Source organism: Proteus sp. HMSC14B05 (genome assembly GCF_001808035.1).
Taxonomy (GTDB): Bacteria; Pseudomonadota; Gammaproteobacteria; order Enterobacterales; family Enterobacteriaceae; genus Proteus; species Proteus mirabilis.
This window is the reverse complement of record NZ_KV791968.1, coordinates 1-20,416: the sequence shown is the minus strand read 5'-3', so window position 1 is coordinate 20,416 and position 20,416 is coordinate 1. Positions and strand designations below refer to the sequence as shown.

Below are 20,416 nucleotides of genomic sequence, written 5' to 3'. Positions count from 1 at the left end.
AAGGACGGGGTTTTACGGTGCTTTGGATAAAATCTAATTATTCTGGTATCACAATATAGCGTTGATAAACCGTTTCTAAGTTATCTAATAGCCATTGTTTACCTAAAATCGGCTCTTCTTCTAAAACAGCGCGAAGGATATCGATAGTATAGGCCTGCGAAGCTTCATAAGAGAGAGGCAAATAACTGATATGCCAAGGCTCATAGGCAATATAACTCTCTTTATTGGTAAAAGGGCGATAAAAATCGTAAGCTGACATATTTTCAGTCAGCCAGTCATTAAGTTGTGCAAAATAGCCCCCTTGTTCATACTCCCAAGGTTCTAATTGCAATGATTGCCCATTAGGTAAACGGAAAGGATCGTAAAAATCAATTTCGGTTCCCCAATGATGGCGACTTGCTCCGGGTAATGCAGACCATTTTAATATCGCCTCGCAGCGTTGGCCTTCTGATAATGTCTGAATATCAATAGGTTGACTTTCAGCATCTAATACAGGGCGAGTGCCTTCAAATTTGCCATTCCATATCGCTAATTGACGTTCAAAACTTCTAAATGAACTGGCAGGCATTAATTTAAATCCCGCTTTGGCCGCTTGTTGTTGTAACGCTAAAAAGGCTTTTGTCGCATTAAACTGTAAATGATGTCGCTCTGATAAAGTCACTAAATGATCCGTAGAACGACCCGTTAACATTAAAGGGGTTATCATAAAATAATCTGCTCCATGATCCGCTGATAGATGCGACTAAGTTGTTGTAAATCAGCAGCACTGACACACTCATTTACTTTATGAATGGTGGCATTAATTGGCCCTAATTCAACAACTTGTGCACCCATTTGGGCGATAAATCGTCCATCGGAGGTGCCTCCGCTAGTTGAAAGCGTTGGCTCTATATTGGTGTAGTGTTTTACTGAATAACGTACCGCATCCAGTAATTTTCCTTCACCAGTGATAAAAGGTTGCCCAGATAAAGACCAAGAAATGTGATAACGCAACTGATATTTTTGTAGTAATGCTTCAGTACGTTGACGAATTTCTTCATCTGTAATAGCGGTGCTAAAACGAAAGTTAAACTGTATAAATAACTCACCTGGGATCACATTATTACTGCCAGTTCCACTATTAATATTGGCAATTTGCATGGTAGTGGCGGGAAAATACTCATTGCCATTATCCCATACTGTATTCACTAACTCGTGAATAAAAGGTGAAGCCATATGAATAGGGTTTTGTGCAAGGTGAGGGTAAGCAACGTGGCCCTGCGTACCATAAATAGTGACATTTGCTGTTATTGAACCCCGTCGGCCATTTTTTATCATATCGCCGAGTTGATGCTGACTTGATGGTTCACCCACTAAGCAATAATCAAGTCGCTCTCCTCGAGATATTAATGACTCGACCACTTTAACGGTACCATCATGCGCATCGGCTTCTTCATCGGAGGTAATTAAAAAAGCAAGACGTCCACGATGTTGCGGATAAGCATGCACAAATCGTTCAGCCGCGACAATCATGGCTGCGAGAGAGCCTTTCATATCGGCGGCACCTCGGCCATATAACATTCCATCACGAATAGACGGCTCAAAAGGTGGATTATCCCATAATGCATTAGCGCCAGGAGGCACAACATCGGTATGTCCTGCAAATGCGAGGGTTTCTCCCTCACCACCACGACATGCCCAAAGATTTTCGGTCTGACCAAAAGGCATTTTTTCAATGGTAAAGCCCAAAGGTGCTAATCTTTCGATGATCAGTTGCTGACAACCTTGGTCATCTGGGCTTACGGAAGGTCGAGAAATAAGTTGTTGTGCGAGTTCAATAACAGGGCAGGACATAAAAATTAGGCTCCTGTAAAAGTCAGGTAATCATTAGCATTAAAACCTACCATAAAACGATTATCAGAAGAGACTAAAATTGGACGTTTAATAATGGCAGGTTTATCAAGCATAAGTGCAATGGCTGCATTCACATCAGTGATAGTATTTTTTTCTTCATCAGATAATTGACGCCAAGTTGTTCCTCTTTTGTTCACCAATGTCTGCCAATCTAAATTTTCTGTAAAGGTGAGTAATAATGCTTCCTTCAAACCGTCTTTACGGTAATCATGAAAAACATAAGGAATATGATTATCATCTAGCCATTTACGTGCTTTTTTGATTGTATCGCAATTTTTTATGCCGTACATCGTGTATGTCAGGTTAGTAGTAGACATGATATTTTCCTTATATGACAATACGTAATATTGGTATCAATACGTATAAGTGTTATACAGATCCAAAGTAGCAGGTTTTGTTGTAGTGAAAAATCCTATTTACATTATAAAATATATTGGATATTAACCTGTCACCTAAGTGTAACGAATTGTGTAACGTAGAGTAATAGAAATAAAGATTTCCGTTGGTAAAAGAAAATATGAAAAGTATTTCACTGAGTCTTATATTGCTTTTACTCTCTACTTTTAGCTGGGCTAATGAAGATGAAGACAGCAAAAAGGTTGATGAGTATAAAACAGCCCTACAGGCATTTTTTAACAGTGATTATTTATTGTGTTTAGGCGAAGGGAAATGGCCCGTTTACAGTAATGAAAATGATGCTCCATGGGTTTTAGAGCGAATGAATGCATTAATGGATGCTGGCTTAATTGAACAAACTGTCGATGGTGACGAGTGGGTGTTCTCTCTAAGCGAGAAAGGACGAAAAGCTTGGCAACCATATCAAGATTTTTGTTATGGACACCTTTTTATTAGCCAAATAAAAGAGATACAACCTATCGATTCAGATAAAAGTACTATCTATTTTTATTATGGTGTCAAAGATATTCCTGCTTGGGCTAGAAATAGTGATGTACAGTCAGCATTTAGTGAACTGGATATAGTGATTAACGGTATCAATCGAGAGCTTTATCAGTTAAAAATTGAAAAGTTACCCGATAATCACTTCAAAGTATTAAGTTATCCTGTCCCTATTGAGTGATTTTCTAAAGTGAGAAAATGGCTTCCTTAAGAACTTAATTACCCCGACTTAATGTCGGGGTAAATTCGTTTAGTGCTGATGCTTAATTAAGATAAGGCTCGCCGCTAAACGTGATGTCACTTGTAGTTTCTTTAAGATATTACGAATATGTACTTTGACGGTTTCTTCTGAGATAAACAGATTTTCGGCAATCTGTTTATTTTTCATTCCCACCGCCACTTCTTGAAGGACATCAAGTTCTCTTTTTGTTAACGCAGATAGCGGATCAGAATAGTTTTGTCTTAATTGGATATATTGCCAAACTTTTTCACTGTAAACGGGGCGCCCAACCACCGCTTTACGTAAACTGAGTAGCAACATATCAAGTTCACACTCTTTCAATAAATAACCGTTAGCACCAGCATCTAATGCAGCATACACATCATTGCGAGAATCTGAAATTGATAACACCAATACATAAGATGTTAAACCACAGCGACGCAGAGAACGAATAATATCAATACCAGAGCGTCCTTGAAGGTGTAAATCCATCATAATAAGATCAGGATTTAACTGTTTTGCTGTGGTGATTGCTTCTTGAGCATTGCCACTTTCGCTTACTACAATAAATTCCTTGTCTTGCTCTAACAATAGCCGTAATCCATATCTCATGATAGGGTGATCATCCACTATCATAATTGAGTAGCTAGGCATAACCCCTCTCCCTAAAAAATAATATGCGTAATCTTTTCAACAGCAGAAAATAAAAAATAAATTCCAAATAAGGAATAAAAATTAGAATCAGATATCTTATTAAAACAATAAGAAAATAAAATTGACGGTTGGCAATATTACACCAATTATTGTTACGGGTAAAAAAGAAAATAACCAAAACGACTAATAAAAGTTCTAATGATAGATAAATCCTTTTATTACAATGTATTAAGTTAATTTTTAACTATATTAAAATGCAACTACAAGTAAAAATAGTTATTGATTTATAAAACAATATAAAAAGTTTAATTATTTTAAGAGTTAATTTAGTTATAGATAAATAATAAACAAAGATTGTATTTTTTCTGTTCGTGTTTATTTCCATAATGAAATTAAACTGGGTTAATAATATACCCAGAAATAGGTATGAGCGGTTTATAATAAATGAGATGAACTAATTTGAAAAAAGTGTCGATACCATCATGATTTAACGAGCTATTACCATTATACTAACCAAGCCCTTACCCTATTGATACAAAGGATATGAAGATGGAAGACAAACTACAACAAAGTGCATTGGATTTTCATGAATTCCCTAATCCTGGCAAAATCACAGTGACACCAACTAAACCACTAATAACACAACGTGACTTAGCATTAGCTTATTCACCGGGTGTTGCGGCTCCTTGCCTTGAAATTGCGGCTAATCCTTTAGCTGCGTATCGCTTTACAGCGAAAGGTAACTTGGTTGCCGTTATCTCTAATGGTACGGCTGTTTTAGGACTCGGTAATATTGGCGCCTTAGCAGGTAAACCTGTGATGGAAGGTAAAGGCGTATTATTTAAAAAATTCTCCGGCATTGATGTATTTGATATTGAAGTGAATGAAACCGATCCTGATAAATTGGTTGATATTATCGCTTCATTAGAACCGACTTTTGGTGGGATCAATTTAGAAGATATTAAAGCACCGGAATGCTTCTATATTGAACAAAAACTGCGTGAGAGAATGAATATCCCTGTCTTTCATGATGATCAGCATGGTACGGCAATTATTTCTACGGCCGCTATTATCAACGGGTTACGTATTGTTCGTAAAAATATTGATAAAGTTCGCTTAGTGGTTTCAGGTGCCGGTGCTGCTTCTATCGCGTGTATGAACCTTCTTGTCGCTTTAGGGTTAAAGCGTGAAAATATTGTTGTTTGTGACTCAAAAGGGGTTATTTATCAAGGCCGTGAAGCCAATATGGCAGAAACTAAAGCGGCTTATGCGATTAAAGATAACGGCAGCCGCACACTTGATGATGTGATCAACGATGCCGATATTTTCTTAGGGTGCTCAGGGCCGGGGGTACTGACCCAAAAGATGGTGAAAAAAATGGCACGCGACCCGCTGATCCTTGCGCTAGCAAATCCGGAGCCAGAAATTTTACCACCGTTAGTCAAAGCGGTACGATCAGATGCGATTATTTGTACCGGACGCTCTGATTTTCCTAATCAGGTCAATAATGTTCTCTGTTTCCCGTTCATTTTCCGTGGTGCGCTGGATGTGGGGGCAACCGCTATCAATGAAGAGATGAAACTTGCCTGTGTACATGCAATTGCTGAATTGGCACTGGCAGAACAAAATGAAGAGGTTGCTAGCGCATATGGCGATCAAGAACTGTCATTTGGCCCAGAATACATTATTCCAAAACCTTTTGATCCACGTTTAATTGTTAAAATTGCGCCTGCCGTTGCAAAAGCTGCAATGGATTCAGGTGTGGCAACCCGTCCAATTGAAGATTTCGCCGCTTATATCGAACACCTCAATGAATTCGTTTATAAAACGAATTTATTTATGAAACCTATCTTTGCTCAAGCGAAAAAAGAGAAAAAACGCATTGTATTGGCGGAAGGGGAAGATAACCGCGTTCTGCATGCGACTCAAGAATTAGTCACTTTAGGACTTGCTGAGCCGATCCTAATTGGTCGTCCTAGTGTGATTGAAATGCGTATTCAGAAATTAGGCTTACATATTCAAGCGGGTAGAGATTTTGAAGTTGTAAACAATGAAAACGATCCGCGTTTTAAAGAATATTGGCAAGAATATTATCAAATAATGAAACGTCGTGGTGTTTCGCAAGAACAAGCTCGTCGAGCCGTTATTGGTAATCCAACACTGATTGGCGCAATTATGGTACGTAGAGGGGAAGCAGACGGCTTGATCTGTGGAACCGTGGGAAGTTATTCGGAACATTTTGAAATATATAAAAATGTTTTTGGTTTACGTGAAGGATCTAATACTGCAGGGGCGATGAATGCACTATTACTGCCGAGTGGTAACACCTTTATTACTGATACCTATGTAAATGAAGATCCTACCGCTGAGCAACTTGCTGACATCACTATAATGGCGGCAGATACTATTCGTCGCTTTGGTATTGAGCCAAAAGCAGCATTAGTATCCCGCTCAAGTTTTGGCTCTTTTGACAGCCCATCATCCATAAAATTAAGAAAAGCGTTAGAGCTTATTAAACAACGCGCACCAGAATTAGAAATTGATGGTGAAATGCATGCTGATGCTGCTTTAGTTGAGTCAATTCGTCGCGATATTATGCCAGACAGCCCACTAAAAGGTTCAGCTAATCTGTTAGTGATGCCAACAATGGAAGCGGCGCGCATTAGCTATAACTTATTACGTGTCACTAGTTCCGATGGGGTAACGGTAGGTCCAGTGTTAATGGGAGTTGCTAAGCCTGCCCATATTTTAACGCCAATTGCATCTGTTCGTCGCATTGTTAATATGGTGGCATTAGCTGTGGTTGAAGCACAAACACAATCTCAACGCTAATCGCTAAACTGATTAAAATAACCACTTTAAGCAAAGCGCCTTTTTTAATAAAAGGCGTTTTTATTTTACGGTATCAATCCGTCAACATTAAATACAAATAATTATAACAATGATATTGATAATTATTCTTATTAATATTAATATAAGCCTATATTAAAAATAAGTAAATATAACTATAAGGTTAATATGTTTTTTTCAATATCTAAATGGTTCTTGTTATTAGTTTCACTTATTACTGTCTGCGCATGTAGTACAGTAGAAAAAAACACCGTACCTAGTACAACTCCCGCTATTATTACATCAGCCAATATTATTGATACGCGTACAGGAAAGACAATCACAGCTAATGCGCTATTAACTCAATTAGCCAGCCAGTCGCGGGTGATTGTTGGCGAAAAACATGACAATCAATATCACCATGAGATTGAGTATTGGTTAATGACACAACTTCCCAATAAACGTCCTCAAGGTGCGGTTTTATTAGAGATGTTGACGCCAGATCAGCAAAACTTAGTTGATAATACGAAAAAACGTTACTCTAGCTCACAATATTTACGTGATGAACGTTTAATGTCTGTACTTAATTGGAATAAAGGCTGGTCTTGGAAAGGGTATGGCAATCTGATTAAAGAAGGGCTACAAGCAGATTATCCATTGTTAGCTGCTAATATCGATCGCAGTGATATTACAAATGCATATAAAAATCCACCTAATATTGAAGGTGAATATTCAACGCAACCTGCTGTTCGTCAGCTTATTAGTAAAACTATTGAGCTTTCTCATGGTGGTGCACTTGATAAAACACAAATTGAAAAAATGACCGTGATCCAACAACTGCGTGATCGTGCAATGGCAAAAAGTTTATTAAATGCCCCGATACCCGCACTGTTGATTGCCGGCTCATTTCATGCCACTAAATTAATGGGTGTACCTTTACATATTAAAGATTTAGCCCCTAATGAAACAGTCACGGTACTTATCATGGCAGAAGAAGGTAGCGATATTACCTCTGAACATGCCGATTATTTGTGGATAACCCCTGCAGCCCATCCTTGATTATTGATGATACGCATATGTTGATCTCTTCTTCCGTTAACCAAATGGCGCAATTACAGCCTTGTCGATATTCAGGCTTTATTTTATCAATAGTATTTCATTTTACTTTAGTTATTAGTTATTTCTATATCACGCAACAACGCCCGGTGATAATCCATCAACCTGCACCGGCTGTTATGCTTAGCTTAAGTGAAAACGTCCAAGCGGTGAATAAAGAAAAACAGATTGTCGGTGTTGATCAGCAAATGGCTGTCGCCAGCCAAAAAAAACAGCAGCAAGAGATTGCGGAGAAACAACCCAATCTTATTATTAATGAAAATGCAGATATTTTGCTTGAAAAGCCGAAAAAAGTGCTACAAAACCAGACCTCAGTTAAGGTTGCCCCTTCAATTGCACCAACCAAACCTTCACCTATTGTCAGTGAAAATGTATCGAGTTTATCCGCGCCCTCAACAAGTCATTCTGTTGCGAAACAACAGGCTAACGATATTTCTGCAAATTATGATAGTGATGCAAATAAAGAAGCAGATGCCTTGGCATTATGGCAAGCTAAGGCCAAAGGTCATTTAAATCGTTATAAAGCTTATCCTGAAGAAGCGAAAAGAAAAGGGCGTACGGGAGCACCTAAAGTGCGTTTTATTGTTGATGGACAAGGTTATGTCATAGCCTGCGAATTGATTAATAGCAGTGGTGTGCGCTCACTAGATAAAGAGGCACAAAGTGTTATTAAGCGTGCTCAGCCATTACCAAAGCCTCCAGAAGAACTGCTTTTTAATGGTCAAATAACAATTGAAATGGCAATTGAATTTTCCACATTGACTTTATAATCCTAACATAACAAGGAATTAAACATGTTATCCGCGACAAGAAAAACGGTGACGCAGGGATTAACAGGTGCCATGATGGCAATCTTGATCACCGCAACACCGACAATGGCTCAAACAGAGAAGGACGTTATTATGATGCCACCGAAAGCGAATAAAATCCCCCATGTGATGACAGAACATGGTGACTCTCGTACTGATAATTATTATTGGCTTAGGGATGATGCACGCAAAGATAAACAAGTTATTGACTATCTTAAGGCTGAAAATGCTTATACTGAGTCAGTAATGGCAGCGGGCAAAACACTAGAAAATACGCTCTATAATGAGATGGTTGAGCGTATGGCACAAAATGATGCCTCAGTGCCTTATGATTATAATGGCTATACTTACCAAACCATTTACCAAGAAGGTAAAGACTTTCCTATTTATCAACGCAAACCAATAGGAAGTGATGGAGAATGGGAAATTCTTGTTGATGGCAATGAACGAGCTAAAGGATATGAGTTTTATCAATTAGGTGATTTAGCCATTAGTCCAGATAACAAACGTATTGCTATTGCTGAAGATAAAGAAGGACGTCGCAACTATACAGTTGCTTATAAAGATCTGACAGATAAAACATGGCAAGAGAATGTTTTAACCAATATTTCAGCGAATTTAGTATGGGCAAATGATAGCCAAACACTGTTCTATGTAGATAAAGATCCGCAAACTTTATTGCCATACCAAATTTATCGCCATCAATACGGTAGTGATAGAAAACAAGACGTGAAAATCTTTGAAGAGAATGATGATCGTTTTTATACCTGGATGGAAAAAAGCAAATCAGAAGATTATATTCTAGTCACTATTGCAAGCTCTACAACCTCTGAATATCGTTTAATTGATGCCAATGCACCAGAAAAACCCATGGTGGTTTTTTCTCCTCGCCAAGAAGGTCGAGAATATTATATCGATCATTTTAAAGGTGAATTTTATATTCGCTCTAATCATGAAAGTGAGCTATATGGTCTTTATAAAACGGCCTCTATCGATGCACCTTGGCAAACCGTAATTGCTCCTCAGCCAGAAGTAGACTTGGAAAGCTTCGAACTGTTTAATCGTTGGTTAGTGCTTGAAGAGCGCAAACAAGGCTTAGTGTCATTACGCCAAATTGATTGGAAAACAGGACAATCAACAAATATTATTTTTGATGATCCTGTCTATATGGCATGGCTAAGTGTCAATCCACAAGCTGATAGTGAAGAGTTACGTTTTGGTTATACCTCAATGACCACGCCTTCTTCTACCTATCAATGGAATATGCAAACCAAAGAAAAACAATTGCTTAAACAGCAGGAAGTGAAAGGCTTTAAGCATGATTTGTATGAAAGTGAACGTATTTGGGTAAAAGCACAAGATGGTGTAGAGGTGCCTGTATCGCTGGTTTATCGTAAAGACTTATTTAAGAAAGGCGAAAATCCAATCTTAATTTACGGTTATGGCTCTTACGGCAGCAGTATTGACCCCTCGTTTAGCTCTGCCCGTTTAAGTTTATTAGATAGAGGTTTTGTATATGCCATTGTCCATGTTAGAGGTGGTGGTGAATTAGGCAAACGCTGGTATAACCAAGGGAAAATGGAGCATAAAGTCAACTCCTTTACTGACTTTATCGACGCCACAAAATACCTTATTAACCAAGGTTATGGTGCACCCAAACATGTCTACGCGATGGGCGGTAGTGCTGGTGGATTACTTATGGGAGCCGTTATCAATATGGCACCTGAACTCTACCGTGGTGTTGTGGCTCAGGTACCATTTGTCGATGTTTTGACAACCATGCTGGATGCTTCTATTCCGCTCACAACAGGTGAATATGAAGAGTGGGGTGATCCTGCAGATAAAGATGTTTATTTCCGCTTAAAATCTTATAGCCCTTACGATAATGTTGAGGCTAAAGCCTATCCTCATTTATTGGTCACTACAGGTTTACATGATTCTCAAGTTCAATATTGGGAGCCGGCAAAATGGGTGGCTAAATTACGTGAATTAAAAACAGATAATAATTTACTTCTGCTTGAAACCGATATGAGTGCAGGACATGGAGGTAAATCCGGTCGTTTTAATCGTCTACGTGATACTGCGAGAGAATATGCCTTTATTTTAATGTTAGAGCAGCCTGATATTTATTTTAAGACACAAAATATCAAGTAATTAAACCAAGCCTTTTAAATTTTTAATGATTAACCTGTCTCTCTTTAATGAGAGACAGGGTTAATGCTATTAATTTTTATCTTATAAAACAATAATAACAATATCGTTATTTATTAAATTAAATAACTTTTAGCTTATAGAAAGCAAAGTGAGCCTATTTAAATAAAACAAAGAATAGGTTTATTATGAAAACTCAATTAACAAGGAAAATACTTGGCTCTTGTATTCTATTTTCTGGTATTCATTCTCTGGTGTTTGCGGCTGAAACGGAAAAAACAGTTCAATTTAGTAGTTTAAAAGTCTCATCGGCACAAAAACAAACACCAGAGCAAAAAGCGTTAGCTAAGCCGGGGGCTTATAGCGCTATTGGTGAAATCAATAATCTTAGCTCGGTAGAACAAGCATTACGATCTACACCGGGAACTTACACCCAAATGGATGCCAGTCAGCCGGGGATTGGGGTTAATATCCGAGGATTAAGTGGTTTTGGTCGAGTCAATATGATGATTGATGGGGTGACACAAACGATGTATAGCACGTCACCTAGCCAATATGCGCATGGTGGACAACCATACAACCAGTTTAATAGCATGATCGATCCTAACTTTATTGTGCAAATTGATATTTCTCGTGGTCAACAAGATGGTGAAAATAGTATTAATGCGTTAGCGGGGAGTGCTAATTTTAAAACAATAGGTATTGATGATGTTTTATTTTCTAATCATCGTTGGGGAATAAGAAGTAAAGCGGCTCGAGGGACTAATGGATTAGGTTATAACGGTATGGTTGCGATTGCAGGAAAACAGCCGATATTTAATCATGATGGTTATATTGGCGCTATGTTTGCCATAAGTGGACATAATATTGAATCTTCTTATAAAAATGGGGCAGGTTTTAATAGTCATGAATTTGCAACCACTAAAGACTTTAACCAAAAGCCACATTCTGAATTAGCAAAAATATCGTTTAAACCTAATGATTCTCATGAAATAGAATTAAGTGGTCGGTTTTATAATAATAAATTTAATCGAAGAACCATAGAGAGCCAAGATTATTATGCTAAATATCGTTATACCCCGCTAAACGATCTTTTTGATAGTGAAATATTATTGAGCAGAAGCCAAGCTTCACAAAAATTTGCCGGTGACTCTTTAATGTCATTACGCAATGGGCATGCGAAAAATATTTCCAATGCACTTGTCGCTAAAAATACCAGTCGATTTAATTATCATGAGCTGGATATGGCACTAACATTAGGCACTAAACTGATGTCGATTGATTATAATCGAGAAGTGACAGCTCCTTCGAGCGATCCATGGCAATCACAAAATATGATTGAATACAATGTATTTGCTCCGCAAGGAAAAAACGACATCAGCAGTCTTTTTTCACAAATAAAATTTGAATACGATATTTATACCCTCGCATTAAATTTAAACTATACGGATTATCATATTAAAGGATATAAACCCGCTTGTGATCCCAAAGCAGCGTGTTTTCCTGAAGGTGCGATGAATGTTAATCGCCACGAAAAAGCGTGGGAGCCGGGAGCACTCTTTTCTGCACAAATTATCCCTGAATTTGAACCATTTATCAGTTATGCCCATACGACAAGGGCGCCGAACCCACAGGAAATTTTCTTTGCTAATGAAGGTGGGGCATCGATGAACCCCTTTTTAAGAAGTGAGAAAGCGGATACTTTCCAAATAGGTTTTAATAGTTATCGCCCTGATTTAATTGTTGCCGGAGACAGCTTTCGCTTAAAAGCACTTTGGTATCATACTAAAGTTAAAAACTATATTTCCAGTGATTCTTATAATGTTTGTAAAGGGGGTAAACGCTGTAAAATCGATGGCACTTTTACTGACGATGACTACAGTGGCATGGAATACGATGGAAATATCTATTTATACACAAATAGCCTTGATCCTGTCACGATGAGAGGTTATGAACTACAAGTAAACTATGATGCTGATGTATTCTATACCACGCTTTCTTATAGCAATGAGCGCACCTCACAACCCACTTCTCTTGCGATGGGGGATTTTGGGCAAAGTCCTGCATCAGAACTTCCCAAATACTACGCAACGATTGATGCTGGTGTGAGGTTATTCGATGACCGATCTCTCGAATTAGGCACCATCATTCAAATTACCGGTAAAAGTCGTAAAGCTTCAGCTGAAGGGTTTGATTTTGATACAGGCACTATTCCCATGGTCGAACAAGAAAAAATCCCTACCGTGATCAACGCGTACGCTAACTATCAAATGAATAAAAATGTGTCATTAAAATTTGCGATACATAATCTCATGAATAAAAATTATTCAAATGCACTTGATAGAAGTAATTCAGCGCCAGATATGTACGAACAGGGACAAAATAAACAAACGGCTAGAGGCAGAAGTTTCCTGTTTGGTGGAGAAATTCGTTTTTAATATAAACGGTAATATACCCTGAAAGCAGGGCGAAAGCGTTTTCTGCTATCCATCGTTACCAAGTAAAACGGCATCATTAAGATGCCGTTGTTATGGTTGCCATGTATATGGTTTAAATGGATGACTTGCTCTTGGGGGCTGGTTTACGTTTAACAGATATTTTTTGTGTATTTATCACTTCACTGGTGATCCAGCCATCTTCAACACGCGTTTTTAGCGTATCACCTTTTTTAACTTGTTTCGTATTTTTCAGTACGTCACCTGAAGCAACTTCACTAATACTGTAACCGCGAGAAAGGGTTGCGAGAGGATTCACACTTTCTAAACGTGAACAGCTAATTGCAAATTGTTCACGTTGACGAGCAAGCTGTTGTGAAATACTTTCTCTCATACGATAAATTAACTGTTGTTGTTGGCGCAGTAGTGCTTGTATTTGAGGGCTTGGCTCTTGGTAATTAAGGCGTTTTTGTAGCTGAGTATGTTGATTCTGTTTTGTTTGTAGAAGGCGCTGAAAACTGGTCACTAAACGCTGTTTAGTTGTAGCCAATACATTTTGTTGGCGAGCAAGGCGTAAGTGTGGATGCTGTTGTTGTAAGCGATGATGAAGTTGTGTTAGTGCGCGTAATTTTTTTGCTAGATAATAATCCATCGCCATTTCAAGACGTTGTTGCTGTGACTGCAATTGGCGTAATAGCTCAAGTTTGTTGCGACTAATTAGCTCTGCGGCGGCAGAAGGGGTTGGCGCTCTAAGATCGGCAATAAAATCAGCAATAGTCACATCGGTTTCATGACCCACGGCACTGACAATAGGAATATCACTAGCAAAAATAGCACGGGCTACGCGTTCATCGTTAAATGCCCAGAGATCTTCCAATGAGCCGCCGCCTCGGCCGACAATTAGCACATCACATTCTTTACGACGGTTAGCCAGCTCAATGGCATGGACTATCTGCATTGGTGCTTCCGCACCTTGAACGGCTGTGGGATAAATAATAATAGGTAATGAGGGATCACGACGACGTAGAATATTTAAAATATCGTGTAAGGCTGCGCCAGTTGAGGAGGTGATCACCCCAATTTGTTTAGCAGGTGTTGGTAGTGGTTTTTTATGAAGAGCATCAAATAAACCTTCAGCACTTAGTTTTTGTTTTAAAAGCTCAAATTGCTGCTGTAATAATCCATCACCCGCCGGTTGCATACTTTCGACAATCAGTTGGTAATCACCACGGGGTTCGTACAGTGTGATAGTCGCACGTACTAATACTTGCTGACCATGTTGAGGGCGAAAAGTGACTTTTGTGTTTTGACCGCGAAACATCGCCGCTCTAATTTGAGCATGGGTATCTTTTAACGTGAAATACCAATGGCCAGAAGCAGGTTGAGTAAAATTGGAAATTTCAGCACTGATCCAAATGCGACCCATTTCCATTTCTAATAACTGGCGAACGGTCTTATTTAGACGGCTAACAGTAAAAATATTATTGTTTATCGGTAGAGTCATGTGAGCCAGATCAAATTTTAAAACAAAGACTTAATTGACTGATACTACCTAAGTTAGCCAGAGGATCAATAAAAATTTTCAAAAAAAGCTAGAAGCAACCGATTACGGTGTGTATAATGCCGCGGCAATATTTTCCATTTCTTAAAAGCCGCCTTGGTGAGATATTGCTATGTTACGAATTAAAAAAGAAGCACTTACATTTGATGATGTTTTGTTAGTTCCTGCACACTCGACTGTCCTTCCTAATACTGCTGATTTATCTACTCAACTGACTGAAACAATTCGCTTAAATGTGCCTATGCTTTCTGCTGCAATGGATACTGTGACTGAAGCATCTTTAGCTATTGCATTAGCTCAAGAAGGTGGAATTGGTTTTATCCACAAAAACATGCCTATCGAACGCCAAGCTGAAGAAGTTCGTCGTGTTAAAAAACATGAAAGCGGTGTTGTGACGGATCCTATCACAGTAACACCAGAAACTTCTTTACGCGAAGTCCAAGCAATGACAGAGCGTAATGGTTTTGCTGGCTATCCGGTAGTGACTAAAGACAATGAATTAGTGGGTATTATTACTGGTCGTGATGTTCGCTTTGTCACTGATTTAGACCAACCTGTCACTGCGGTAATGACGCCAAAAGAGCGTTTAGTTACCGTTAAAGAAGGTGAAGCGCGTGATGTTGTTATGCAAAAAATGCATGAGAAGCGCGTAGAAAAAGCCTTAGTAGTCGATGATCATTTCCACTTAAAAGGCATGATCACCGTTAAAGATTTCAAAAAAGCAGAACGCAAGCCTAATGCATGTAAAGATGAGCATGGTCGTTTACGTGTAGGTGCTGCGGTTGGCGCTGGTGCAGGTAACGAAGAGCGTATCGCCGCATTAGTGGCAGCTGGTGTTGATGTTCTTCTTATCGACTCCTCACATGGTCATTCCGAAGGGGTATTACAGCGTATTCGTGAAACTCGCGCTTTATATCCAAACTTACCTATTATTGGGGGTAATGTGGCAACCGCAGAAGGGGCTTTAGCGCTGGCGGATGCAGGTGTGAGTGCTGTTAAAGTGGGTATTGGCCCTGGCTCTATTTGTACCACTCGTATCGTAACAGGTGTTGGGGTTCCACAAATCACTGCGATTGCTGATGCTGTTGAAGCACTAAAAGATCGCAATATTCCGGTGATTGCCGATGGTGGTATTCGTTTCTCTGGTGATATTGCTAAAGCATTAGCCGCTGGAGCAGCATGTGTGATGGTTGGCTCTATGTTTGCAGGCACAGAAGAATCTCCGGGTGAAATCGAGCTATTCCAAGGTCGCTCTTATAAATCTTACCGTGGTATGGGCTCTTTAGGCGCAATGTCTAAAGGTTCATCAGATCGTTATTTCCAAACTGATAATGCAGCAGACAAATTAGTACCAGAAGGTATTGAAGGTCGTGTGGCATATAAAGGCTTACTGAAAAATATCGTTCACCAACAAATGGGTGGCTTACGTTCATGTATGGGCTTAACAGGCTGTGCAACCATCAAAGAATTAAATACCAAAGCTGAATTTGTTCGCATCAGTGGTGCGGGTATTCAGGAAAGCCATGTTCATGATGTGACTATCACGAAAGAATCGCCTAACTATCGTTTAGGTATGTAATTATTCGAGAAAGGCTTGAAAACAGAAAATGTTAACAAGCCTTTCAATTTAATGACTTTTTATTTGTTTTGGAATTCACCACAAATGACAGCAAATATCCATAATCATCGCATTCTTATCCTTGATTTCGGTTCGCAATATACACAGCTTATTGCTCGCCGTATTCGCGAAATCGGCGTTTATTGTGAACTCTGGGCATGGGATGTTACAGAAGAACAAATTCGTGAATTTAACCCCAATGGTATTATTCTGTCTGGTGGCCCTGAAAGTACTACAGAAGACAATAGCCCACGCGCTCCGGAATACGTCTTTAATGCGGGAGTGCCGGTATTAGGTATCTGCTATGGCATGCAAACTATGTCTATGCAATTAGGCGGTGATGTTGAAGTCTCAGGTGAGCGTGAATTTGGTTATTCACAAGTTGAGATCCGCGAAACCTGCGAACTGTTCCGTGATATTCAAGACTCCGTAAGTGAAGATGGCAAACCTTTATTAGATGTATGGATGAGCCACGGTGATAAAGTTACGGCTATTCCCGCTGATTTTGTCACTATTGCTAGCACTGAAACTTGCCCATTTGCGATTATGGCAAATGAAGAGAAGCGTTTCTATGGTGTACAGTTCCACCCAGAAGTTACCCATACCCATCAAGGTTTAGCCATTTTAAAACGCTTTGTGTTAGATATCTGTGGTTGTGACGCATTATGGACATCCGCGGCGATTATTGAAGATACTGTTGCTCGTTTAAAACAACAAATTGGCGACGATCACGTTATTCTCGCGCTATCGGGTGGTGTAGACTCTTCTGTTACCGCATTATTATTAAATCGTGCCATTGGTAAACGCTTAACCTGTGTATTTGTTGATAATGGCTTATTACGCCTTAACGAAGCCGAACAAGTTATGGCGATGTTTAAAGGCAAATTTGACCTCAATATTATCCATGTTGAAGCTGAAGATCGTTTCTTAACTGCGTTAAAAGGTGAAAACGATCCGGAGAAAAAACGCAAAATTATCGGTCATACCTTCATTGAAATCTTTGATGAAGAAGCGGTTAAATTACCGCAAGTCAAATGGCTAGCACAAGGCACAATCTATCCTGATGTGATTGAATCAGCCGCATCTGCAACAGGTAAAGCGCATGTGATCAAATCACACCATAACGTAGGTGGCTTACCTGAAGATATGAAGTTAGGTTTAGTGGAGCCATTAAAAGAACTATTTAAAGATGAAGTGCGTAAAATCGGACTTGAGTTAGGTTTACCTTACGACATGCTATACCGTCATCCATTCCCAGGACCAGGTTTAGGGGTGCGCGTATTGGGTGAAATCAAGAAAGAGTATTGTGATTTACTACGTCGTGCTGACGCTATCTTTATTGAAGAGCTACATAAAGCCGATTTATACAATAAAGTCAGCCAAGCATTTACAGTATTCCTACCTGTCCGTTCAGTGGGTGTTATGGGCGATGGTCGTAAATACGACTGGGTAGTTTCATTACGTGCAGTGGAAACCGTAGACTTTATGACTGCACATTGGGCACACCTACCTTACGATTTCTTAGGCCGTGTTTCTAATCGCATTATCAATGAAGTAAATGGTATTTCTCGCGTGGTTTATGATATCAGCGGAAAACCACCAGCAACGATTGAGTGGGAATAAAATAACGTTTATCAGCAATAGTTGATAAAGGTTAAAAAACCAAGAGCCATCAGTAAGTTACTGGTGGCTTTTTTGTTTTCTATGGTTAGTAATGGTTGACAAGAACCGAAAAAAATGACGGTATAGGAGACGGTATCAAAAAATAAATTATAAAATTAAGACACTGATACCGTCATAAATTTGCTGTTATTTGACGGTATCAGCATTGAGGTTATAGCATGCTGACCGATACAAAACTGAGAAGTTTAAAGCCACAAGACAAGCTTTATAAAGTGTCTGACAGAGATGGTTTATACGTTGCAGTGACAAAAAGTGGTGTTATTTCATTTAGATATGATTATCGTTTTAATGGAAGGAGAGAAACGGTTACTTTTGGTCGATACAGTGCTGACGGTATCACGCTTGCAGAAGCAAGAGCCGAATTAATTGAAGCAAAAAGGCTACTAAACGCAGGTATATCGCCAGCTTCAAAGAAACGTGACGGTATTGAGAGTAAAAAAATAGGGACGGTATTCAAAGACTATACCGTCAATTTCCTTAATGATGCTCAATATGCCGACTCTACAAGGGCCATGAAAGAAGCAATTATTGAAAAAGAAATCTATCCTGTATTCGGCAAGCTTCAGCTAGAAGAGATCACCACACCAAGGCTTAGAGCATTGTGTGAAAAGATAAAAGATAGGGGCGCAAAAGCGACCGCATTACAAGTGCGTGAGATTGTTGGCTCTGTTTTTACTTATGCCATAGATAGAGGTTATGAAATTAGTAACCCAGCAGATGCAATAAAAGCGTCTTCCATAGGGACTTTTCAGGCACGAGAAAGGGCAATGTCGCCGAAAGAAATCGGTATCTTATATCGTGAATTAGAAAACTATAGTTGTTATCCAACCTTAAAATTGGCCGTTAAGTTTGTCTTGCTGACATTAGTCAGAAAGTCTGAGTTTATTCATGCTACATGGGATGAAATAGACTTTAAAAATAGACAATGGGTGATCCCTAAAGGGCGAATGAAGGGGAGAAAAGAGCACGTTATTTATCTCTCTGACCAAGCAATGGATATCTTAACCGGTATGAAAGTTTGTGCTATGGGAAGCGATTACTTAATGCCTGGTCGATATGATATTAAAAAGCCACTATCTAATGCTGCATTGAATAACGTGATTGACGGAACTGTAAAACGTATAAATGAAAAAGGTATTGAGTTCGAACCGGTTACTGTTCACGATTTACGACGCACAGCCAGCACGCTATTGCACGAAGCAGGTTATAACTCAGATTGGATAGAGAAATGTTTAGCACACGTTCAAAATGGTGTTAGAGCTGTTTACAACAAGGCTGAATATGCTGAACAGCGTAGGAAGATGTTACAAGAGTGGGCGGATATGGTGGATGAATGGATAAAAGAGAAAGATTAACGCTTTGTCATTCTTCGCCAAGTGTTTTATAAGCAAGTAGTGACGATAGGTAAAGCACACCGACAACAGGCCAGATTGTGGAGTAAAACAGTCTGGCCACAATATCTTTTATATTGTCGCTTTCGTGCTTAGACTCTGAAAACAGATACCCAGCAAGCCATAAGTACACAGCTAATAATGTGAGTAAAATAATCATTAGCCGTTTTTCCTTTTGTACTGAGCGTGATCATCACCACACTCTTTAGAGCAGTAAGCGCTGTTCTCTGTTACAGGCTCTTCACGACACCAGATACAAAATCCCGTTAAGCTTTTTGCTGGTGGCTCTCTGTTTGCTAATGCGGTGTTGATTTGTAGAGCCGTTAAGTCATTAGCATCATCTGCGATATCAGGCATATTTATTCCTTACAAATAAAATGAGAATTGATAAGTTCGATACTGTTGTTAGGACATTGATTACCCCATGCATCCCAACCTTGTGACATGTCACGAGCAAATAGCTCAATGCGATTAACATCACCGTACAATTGTTCCAGACGGTTTTTTACTTCCCACGGCTTTTCGCTATGTTCACCTAAACAACTAAATACGATTTGTTTAACGCTAGCACTGATGCGCTGTAATCCATTGCCTCGAGTAGCGATTAAAACATCTTCACTATTGGCTCTGGTGTAGTTTCCCCCATTCATTTTTGTTTCAGCATCTAATAGTTCAAACAGGTCGTGATAATCAAATAACTCGCTGTTTTGAATAGCCTTATCAATTCGTTGCCATGCTAAAGAGTTAAACTTAACCCAAGTAAAAGCTTTCATTGTGCGGACTTTAAAGCCCCACGCTTCGGCTAATTTAATAGCCTCGAGTACAAAATTACCTGTATACCACATGGCAAGAACTGCGTTATCAGATGCAATAGAATGAATAGGGATATGGGTTAAATTGAAGAGGGAGGTTGTTGGATAATGATTTTTAGCAGTACCGTTTGAAACTTTATTTTTGTAATCCCACGGAGGATCACAATAGATAAGGTCATATTTTTTCATTCTCCGCATCCTTCATCATTAAGAATACTTCCATAGCGCCACGGTATAAGCTTTCACGCTCAACCAGACCAACTGAACCATGGCAGCACATCCAGCCACCTGAGCTTTTAATCATCGATATTTCATTCTCAATAATAATCGGCATTGCGTCAGTAGGG

16 protein-coding genes are annotated in these 20,416 nt (G+C 39.2%); 9 read left to right on the top strand and 7 right to left on the bottom strand.

The window, feature by feature from the left end; genetic code table 11:
- Positions 1–37 precede the first annotated feature (37 nt).
- From HMPREF3129_RS02370 to HMPREF3129_RS02360, 3 genes are read right to left on the bottom strand one after another with little or no spacing between them, the layout of a single operon-like run.
- Positions 38–706, bottom strand: coding sequence for a M15 family metallopeptidase (locus HMPREF3129_RS02370; protein WP_036918494.1), 669 nt, complete (start codon positions 704–706; stop codon positions 38–40).
- Complete coding sequence (dapE, locus tag HMPREF3129_RS02365) at positions 703–1,833, bottom strand: succinyl-diaminopimelate desuccinylase (protein WP_036918492.1); 1,131 nt, start codon at positions 1,831–1,833, stop codon at positions 703–705. The genes HMPREF3129_RS02370 and dapE overlap by 4 nt, the downstream gene beginning before the upstream one ends.
- 5 nt (positions 1,834–1,838) lie before the next feature.
- Positions 1,839–2,210 carry an ArsC family reductase gene (locus tag HMPREF3129_RS02360; protein ID WP_036918490.1) on the bottom strand — a complete coding sequence of 124 codons (372 nt, stop codon included), beginning with the start codon at positions 2,208–2,210 and terminating at the stop codon, positions 1,839–1,841.
- 200 nt (positions 2,211–2,410) lie between these two features.
- Here HMPREF3129_RS02360 and HMPREF3129_RS02355 point away from each other — a divergent pair, with 200 nt between their 5' ends.
- Entirely contained in the window at positions 2,411–2,971 is a 561-nt protein-coding gene (locus tag HMPREF3129_RS02355) for a hypothetical protein (RefSeq protein ID WP_004248274.1), read from the top strand.
- A gap of 69 nt (positions 2,972–3,040) precedes the next feature.
- On the opposite strand, the gene HMPREF3129_RS02350 is transcribed toward HMPREF3129_RS02355, so the two are convergent.
- Entirely contained in the window at positions 3,041–3,664 is a 624-nt protein-coding gene (locus HMPREF3129_RS02350; RefSeq protein WP_004248273.1) for a response regulator, read from the bottom strand.
- Between the two features lie 549 nt (positions 3,665–4,213).
- Here HMPREF3129_RS02350 and maeB point away from each other — a divergent pair.
- From maeB to HMPREF3129_RS02325, 5 genes are all read left to right on the top strand, one after another.
- A complete protein-coding gene (maeB, locus tag HMPREF3129_RS02345) occupies positions 4,214–6,496 on the top strand; it encodes an NADP-dependent oxaloacetate-decarboxylating malate dehydrogenase (protein ID WP_036918488.1) in 2,283 nt (760 codons plus the stop codon).
- Positions 6,497–6,682: 186 nt separating this feature from the next.
- Positions 6,683–7,552, top strand: a complete 870-nt coding sequence (locus tag HMPREF3129_RS02340; protein ID WP_036918485.1) for a ChaN family lipoprotein — start codon at positions 6,683–6,685, stop codon at positions 7,550–7,552.
- Positions 7,525–8,379, top strand: a complete 855-nt coding sequence (locus HMPREF3129_RS02335; protein WP_223302933.1) for an energy transducer TonB family protein — start codon at positions 7,525–7,527, stop codon at positions 8,377–8,379. The genes HMPREF3129_RS02340 and HMPREF3129_RS02335 overlap by 28 nt, the downstream gene beginning before the upstream one ends.
- A gap of 24 nt (positions 8,380–8,403) precedes the next feature.
- A complete protein-coding gene (locus tag HMPREF3129_RS02330; protein WP_080735026.1) occupies positions 8,404–10,572 on the top strand; it encodes a S9 family peptidase in 2,169 nt (722 codons plus the stop codon).
- A 185-nt stretch (positions 10,573–10,757) separates the two neighbouring features.
- Complete coding sequence (locus HMPREF3129_RS02325) at positions 10,758–13,007, top strand: TonB-dependent receptor domain-containing protein (protein WP_036918476.1); 2,250 nt, start codon at positions 10,758–10,760, stop codon at positions 13,005–13,007.
- A gap of 112 nt (positions 13,008–13,119) precedes the next feature.
- Here the strand turns inward: HMPREF3129_RS02325 and xseA are convergent, their stop codons facing one another.
- Positions 13,120–14,508, bottom strand: coding sequence for an exodeoxyribonuclease VII large subunit (gene xseA, locus HMPREF3129_RS02320; RefSeq protein ID WP_036918474.1), 1,389 nt, complete (start codon positions 14,506–14,508; stop codon positions 13,120–13,122).
- 169 nt (positions 14,509–14,677) lie between these two features.
- On the opposite strand from xseA, the gene guaB reads away from it, so the two are divergent.
- From guaB to HMPREF3129_RS02305, 3 genes are all read left to right on the top strand, one after another.
- On the top strand, positions 14,678–16,144 hold the full coding sequence (gene guaB, locus HMPREF3129_RS02315) for an IMP dehydrogenase (protein ID WP_004243391.1): 1,467 nt from the start codon (positions 14,678–14,680) through the stop codon (positions 16,142–16,144).
- Between the two features lie 84 nt (positions 16,145–16,228).
- Complete coding sequence (guaA, locus tag HMPREF3129_RS02310) at positions 16,229–17,806, top strand: glutamine-hydrolyzing GMP synthase (RefSeq protein ID WP_004250844.1); 1,578 nt, start codon at positions 16,229–16,231, stop codon at positions 17,804–17,806.
- A 218-nt stretch (positions 17,807–18,024) separates the two neighbouring features.
- Positions 18,025–19,221, top strand: coding sequence for a tyrosine-type recombinase/integrase (locus tag HMPREF3129_RS02305; protein ID WP_070486707.1), 1,197 nt, complete (start codon positions 18,025–18,027; stop codon positions 19,219–19,221).
- A 195-nt stretch (positions 19,222–19,416) separates the two neighbouring features.
- On the opposite strand, the gene HMPREF3129_RS02295 is transcribed toward HMPREF3129_RS02305, so the two are convergent.
- Both HMPREF3129_RS02295 and HMPREF3129_RS02290 read right to left on the bottom strand, forming a co-directional pair.
- Entirely contained in the window at positions 19,417–19,614 is a 198-nt protein-coding gene (locus tag HMPREF3129_RS02295; protein WP_036936127.1) for a hypothetical protein, read from the bottom strand.
- 2 nt (positions 19,615–19,616) lie between these two features.
- The gene (locus HMPREF3129_RS02290) at positions 19,617–20,258 is read right to left on the bottom strand and encodes an MT-A70 family methyltransferase (RefSeq protein WP_070486705.1); all 642 of its coding nucleotides are present in this window, start codon (positions 20,256–20,258) and stop codon (positions 19,617–19,619) included.
- Between the last annotated feature and the right edge of the window lie 158 nt (positions 20,259–20,416).

What these genes read in the sequence shown, in the direction of transcription:
- HMPREF3129_RS02370 (WP_036918494.1), bottom strand. Translation starts at nt 706, where the DNA reads ATGATAACCCCTTTAATGTTAACGGGTCGTTCTACGGATCATTTAGTG.
- dapE (WP_036918492.1), bottom strand. Translation starts at nt 1,833, where the DNA reads ATGTCCTGCCCTGTTATTGAACTCGCACAACAACTTATTTCTCGACCT.
- HMPREF3129_RS02360 (WP_036918490.1), bottom strand. Translation starts at nt 2,210, where the DNA reads ATGTCTACTACTAACCTGACATACACGATGTACGGCATAAAAAATTGC.
- HMPREF3129_RS02355 (WP_004248274.1), top strand. Translation starts at nt 2,411, where the DNA reads ATGAAAAGTATTTCACTGAGTCTTATATTGCTTTTACTCTCTACTTTT.
- HMPREF3129_RS02350 (WP_004248273.1), bottom strand. Translation starts at nt 3,664, where the DNA reads ATGCCTAGCTACTCAATTATGATAGTGGATGATCACCCTATCATGAGA.
- maeB (WP_036918488.1), top strand. Translation starts at nt 4,214, where the DNA reads ATGGAAGACAAACTACAACAAAGTGCATTGGATTTTCATGAATTCCCT.
- HMPREF3129_RS02340 (WP_036918485.1), top strand. Translation starts at nt 6,683, where the DNA reads ATGTTTTTTTCAATATCTAAATGGTTCTTGTTATTAGTTTCACTTATT.
- HMPREF3129_RS02330 (WP_080735026.1), top strand. Translation starts at nt 8,404, where the DNA reads ATGTTATCCGCGACAAGAAAAACGGTGACGCAGGGATTAACAGGTGCC.
- HMPREF3129_RS02325 (WP_036918476.1), top strand. Translation starts at nt 10,758, where the DNA reads ATGAAAACTCAATTAACAAGGAAAATACTTGGCTCTTGTATTCTATTT.
- xseA (WP_036918474.1), bottom strand. Translation starts at nt 14,508, where the DNA reads ATGACTCTACCGATAAACAATAATATTTTTACTGTTAGCCGTCTAAAT.
- guaB (WP_004243391.1), top strand. Translation starts at nt 14,678, where the DNA reads ATGTTACGAATTAAAAAAGAAGCACTTACATTTGATGATGTTTTGTTA.
- guaA (WP_004250844.1), top strand. Translation starts at nt 16,229, where the DNA reads ATGACAGCAAATATCCATAATCATCGCATTCTTATCCTTGATTTCGGT.
- HMPREF3129_RS02305 (WP_070486707.1), top strand. Translation starts at nt 18,025, where the DNA reads ATGCTGACCGATACAAAACTGAGAAGTTTAAAGCCACAAGACAAGCTT.
- HMPREF3129_RS02295 (WP_036936127.1), bottom strand. Translation starts at nt 19,614, where the DNA reads ATGCCTGATATCGCAGATGATGCTAATGACTTAACGGCTCTACAAATC.
- HMPREF3129_RS02290 (WP_070486705.1), bottom strand. Translation starts at nt 20,258, where the DNA reads ATGAAAAAATATGACCTTATCTATTGTGATCCTCCGTGGGATTACAAA.